3 rRNA genes are annotated in these 5,006 nt (G+C 50.8%); all 3 read right to left on the reverse strand.

Going from position 1 to position 5,006, the window contains the following annotated elements:
- Positions 1 to 114: ribosomal RNA gene (rrf, locus tag AC3WSO_RS24300) — 5S ribosomal RNA — on the reverse strand; the annotation flags it as partial.
- 119 nt (positions 115 to 233) lie between these two features.
- A 23S ribosomal RNA gene (locus AC3WSO_RS24305) occupies positions 234 to 3,161 on the reverse strand.
- A gap of 181 nt (positions 3,162 to 3,342) precedes the next feature.
- Positions 3,343 to 4,894 (reverse strand): 16S ribosomal RNA (locus AC3WSO_RS24310).
- Between the last annotated feature and the right edge of the window lie 112 nt (positions 4,895 to 5,006).

A 5,006-nucleotide genomic window follows, 5' to 3' on the forward strand; every position in this document is an offset into this window, starting at 1 on the left:
CTAGCGACGTCCTACTCTCACAGGGGGAAGCCCCCAACTACCATCGGCGCTAAAGAGCTTAACTTCCGTGTTCGGTATGGGAACGGGTGTGACCTCTTTGCCATCATCACTAGACTATTTTGAAAGACAATACTTATTATAACATATCTTTGTTGAAGTTACAAGTATATTTTTAATAGACTTTCTTATTCTTTCAAAACTGGATAAACGGTTCATTGAATGTTTCAAACATTTTGGTTAAGTCCTCGATCGATTAGTATTCGTCAGCTCCATGTGTCACCACACTTCCACCTCGAACCTATCTACCTCATCGTCTTTGAGGGATCTTACTTACTTGCGTAATGGGAAATCTCATCTTGAGGGGGGCTTCATGCTTAGATGCTTTCAGCACTTATCCCGTCCACACATAGCTACCCAGCGATGCCTTTGGCAAGACAACTGGTACACCAGCGGTGTGTCCATCCCGGTCCTCTCGTACTAAGGACAGCTCCTCTCAAATTTCCTACGCCCACGACGGATAGGGACCGAACTGTCTCACGACGTTCTGAACCCAGCTCGCGTACCGCTTTAATGGGCGAACAGCCCAACCCTTGGGACCGACTACAGCCCCAGGATGCGATGAGCCGACATCGAGGTGCCAAACCTCCCCGTCGATGTGGACTCTTGGGGGAGATAAGCCTGTTATCCCCGGGGTAGCTTTTATCCGTTGAGCGATGGCCCTTCCATGCGGAACCACCGGATCACTAAGCCCGTCTTTCGACCCTGCTCGACTTGTAGGTCTCGCAGTCAAGCTCCCTTGTGCCTTTACACTCTACGAATGATTTCCAACCATTCTGAGGGAACCTTTGGGCGCCTCCGTTACCTTTTAGGAGGCGACCGCCCCAGTCAAACTGTCCGCCTGACACTGTCTCCTGCCCCGCTAAGGGGCATGGGTTAGAATTTCAATACAACCAGGGTAGTATCCCACCGACGCCTCCTTCGAAGCTGGCGCTCCGAGATCTCTGGCTCCTACCTATCCTGTACAAGTTGTACCAAAATTCAATATCAGGCTACAGTAAAGCTCCACGGGGTCTTTCCGTCCTGTCGCGGGTAACCTGCATCTTCACAGGTACTATAATTTCACCGAGTCTCTCGTTGAGACAGTGCCCAGATCGTTACGCCTTTCGTGCGGGTCGGAACTTACCCGACAAGGAATTTCGCTACCTTAGGACCGTTATAGTTACGGCCGCCGTTTACTGGGGCTTCAATTCGCAGCTTCGCTTGCGCTAACCACTCCTCTTAACCTTCCAGCACCGGGCAGGCGTCAGCCCCTATACGTCACCTTACGGTTTTGCAGAGACCTGTGTTTTTGCTAAACAGTCGCCTGGGCCTATTCACTGCGGCTCTCATGCGCTTGCACGCTCAAGAGCACCCCTTCTCCCGAAGTTACGGGGTCATTTTGCCGAGTTCCTTAACGAGAGTTCTCTCGCACACCTTAGGATTCTCTCCTCGACTACCTGTGTCGGTTTGCGGTACGGGCACCTCTCACCTCGATAGAGGCTTTTCTTGGCAGTGTGAAATCAGGAACTTCGTCCATACGGACTCGCCATCACAGCTCAACGTTACAGTGTGCGGATTTGCCTACACACACGCCTTACTGCTTGGACGCGCATATCCAACAGCGCGCTTACCCTATCCTACTGCGTCCCCCCATTTCTCAAACGGTGAGGAGGTGGTACAGGAATATCAACCTGTTGTCCATCGCCTACGCCTATCGGCCTCGGCTTAGGTCCCGACTAACCCTGAGCGGACGAGCCTTCCTCAGGAAACCTTAGTCATACGGTGGACGGGATTCTCACCCGTCTTTCGCTACTCATACCGGCATTCTCACTTCTAAGCGCTCCACCAGTCCTTCCGATCTGACTTCAACGCACTTAGAACGCTCTCCTACCACTGACATCGTAGATGTCAATCCACAGCTTCGGTGAATCGTTTAGCCCCGATACATTTTCGGCGCAGCGTCACTCGACCAGTGAGCTATTACGCACTCTTTAAATGATGGCTGCTTCTAAGCCAACATCCTGGTTGTCTGTGCAACGCCACATCCTTTTCCACTTAACGATTACTTTGGGACCTTAGCTGGTGGTCTGGGCTGTTTCCCTTTTGACTACGGATCTTATCACTCGCAGTCTGACTCCCGTGTATAAATATCTGGCATTCGGAGTTTGTCTGAATTCGGTAAACCGGGATGGCCCCCTAGTCCAAACAGTGCTCTACCTCCAGTATTCTCATCACGAGGCTAGCCCTAAAGCTATTTCGGAGAGAACCAGCTATCTCCAAGTTCGATTGGAATTTCTCCGCTACCCACACCTCATCCCCGCACTTTTCAACGTGCGTGGGTTCGGGCCTCCAGTAAGTGTTACCTCACCTTCACCCTGGACATGGGTAGATCACCTGGTTTCGGGTCTACGACCACGTACTATTTCGCCCTATTCAGACTCGCTTTCGCTGCGGCTCCGCCTTCTAAAGCTTAACCTCGCACGTAATCGTAACTCGCCGGTTCATTCTACAAAAGGCACGCTATCACCCATTAACGGGCTCTAACTACTTGTAGGCACACGGTTTCAGGATCTCTTTCACTCCCCTTCCGGGGTGCTTTTCACCTTTCCCTCACGGTACTGGTTCACTATCGGTCACTAGGTAGTATTTAGCCTTGGGAGATGGTCCTCCCGGATTCCGACGGAATTTCACGTGTTCCGCCGTACTCAGGATCCACTCAGGAGAGAACGAACTTTCGACTACAGGGCTTTTACCTGCTCTGGCGGACCTTTCCAAGTCGCTTCATCTAACTCGCTCTTTTGTAACTCCGTATAGAGTGTCCTACAACCCCAAGAGGCAAGCCTCTTGGTTTGGGCTCTTCCCGTTTCGCTCGCCGCTACTCAGGGAATCGATTTTTCTTTCTCTTCCTCCAGGTACTTAGATGTTTCAGTTCCCTGGGTCTGCCTTCAAGACGCTATGTATTCACGTCAAGATACTACGCGATTAAACGTAGTGGGTTCCCCCATTCGGAAATCTCCGGATCAAAGCTCACTTACAGCTCCCCGAAGCATATCGGTGTTAGTGCCGTCCTTCATCGGCTCCTAGTGCCAAGGCATTCGCCGTGCGCCCTTAATAACTTAACCAAGTTATTAAGCCTATAAAAAAACTTAAAAAATAAATGTGTTTGTTACAATTTCAATGTCGTTTTATCCAGTTTTCAAAGAACAAGTTTTGAAGTATTTCATTCAGAAGAATGAACCTTCAAAACTGAACGCAAAACGTAATCTTACAAACCCTAGGTTTGTATTCCGAAAATATCCTTAGAAAGGAGGTGATCCAGCCGCACCTTCCGATACGGCTACCTTGTTACGACTTCACCCCAATCATCTATCCCACCTTCGGCGGCTGGCTCCAAAAGGTTACCCCACCGACTTCGGGTGTTACAAACTCTCGTGGTGTGACGGGCGGTGTGTACAAGGCCCGGGAACGTATTCACCGCGGCATGCTGATCCGCGATTACTAGCGATTCCGGCTTCATGTAGGCGAGTTGCAGCCTACAATCCGAACTGAGAACGACTTTATCGGATTAGCTCCCTCTCGCGAGTTGGCAACCGTTTGTATCGTCCATTGTAGCACGTGTGTAGCCCAGGTCATAAGGGGCATGATGATTTGACGTCATCCCCACCTTCCTCCGGTTTGTCACCGGCAGTCACCTTAGAGTGCCCAACTAAATGATGGCAACTAAGATCAAGGGTTGCGCTCGTTGCGGGACTTAACCCAACATCTCACGACACGAGCTGACGACAACCATGCACCACCTGTCACCGTTGTCCCCGAAGGGAAAACCATATCTCTACAGTGGTCAACGGGATGTCAAGACCTGGTAAGGTTCTTCGCGTTGCTTCGAATTAAACCACATGCTCCACCGCTTGTGCGGGCCCCCGTCAATTCCTTTGAGTTTCAGTCTTGCGACCGTACTCCCCAGGCGGAGTGCTTAATGCGTTAGCTGCAGCACTAAGGGGCGGAAACCCCCTAACACTTAGCACTCATCGTTTACGGCGTGGACTACCAGGGTATCTAATCCTGTTTGCTCCCCACGCTTTCGCGCCTCAGCGTCAGTTACAGACCAGAAAGTCGCCTTCGCCACTGGTGTTCCTCCAAATCTCTACGCATTTCACCGCTACACTTGGAATTCCACTTTCCTCTTCTGCACTCAAGTCCCCCAGTTTCCAATGACCCTCCACGGTTGAGCCGTGGGCTTTCACATCAGACTTAAAGGACCGCCTGCGCGCGCTTTACGCCCAATAATTCCGGACAACGCTTGCCACCTACGTATTACCGCGGCTGCTGGCACGTAGTTAGCCGTGGCTTTCTAATAAGGTACCGTCAAGGTACAGCCAGTTACTACTGTACTTGTTCTTCCCTTACAACAGAGTTTTACGATCCGAAAACCTTCTTCACTCACGCGGCGTTGCTCCATCAGGCTTTCGCCCATTGTGGAAGATTCCCTACTGCTGCCTCCCGTAGGAGTCTGGGCCGTGTCTCAGTCCCAGTGTGGCCGATCACCCTCTCAGGTCGGCTACGCATCGTCGCCTTGGTGAGCCGTTACCTCACCAACTAGCTAATGCGCCGCGGGCCCATCTTATAGCGACAGCCGAAACCGTCTTTTAGTATTTCACCATGAAGTAAAATAGATTATTCGGTATTAGCCCCGGTTTCCCGGAGTTATCCCAAACTATAAGGTAGGTTGCCCACGTGTTACTCACCCGTCCGCCGCTAACGTCAAAGGAGCAAGCTCCTTCTCTGTTCGCTCGACTTGCATGTATTAGGCACGCCGCCAGCGTTCGTCCTGAGCCAGGATCAAACTCTCCATAAAAAGAAATTTGATTAGCTCAAATTGTTTTGCTGGCATCATGTTTGATGTCCAAAATTTTGTTTCGTTCACCAACTCAAGGTTAGCTACTAAAAACTTTATTGATTACGTTTTG

The sequence above is a fragment of the Lysinibacillus sp. EB106-09-02-XG168 genome (assembly GCF_058791475.1).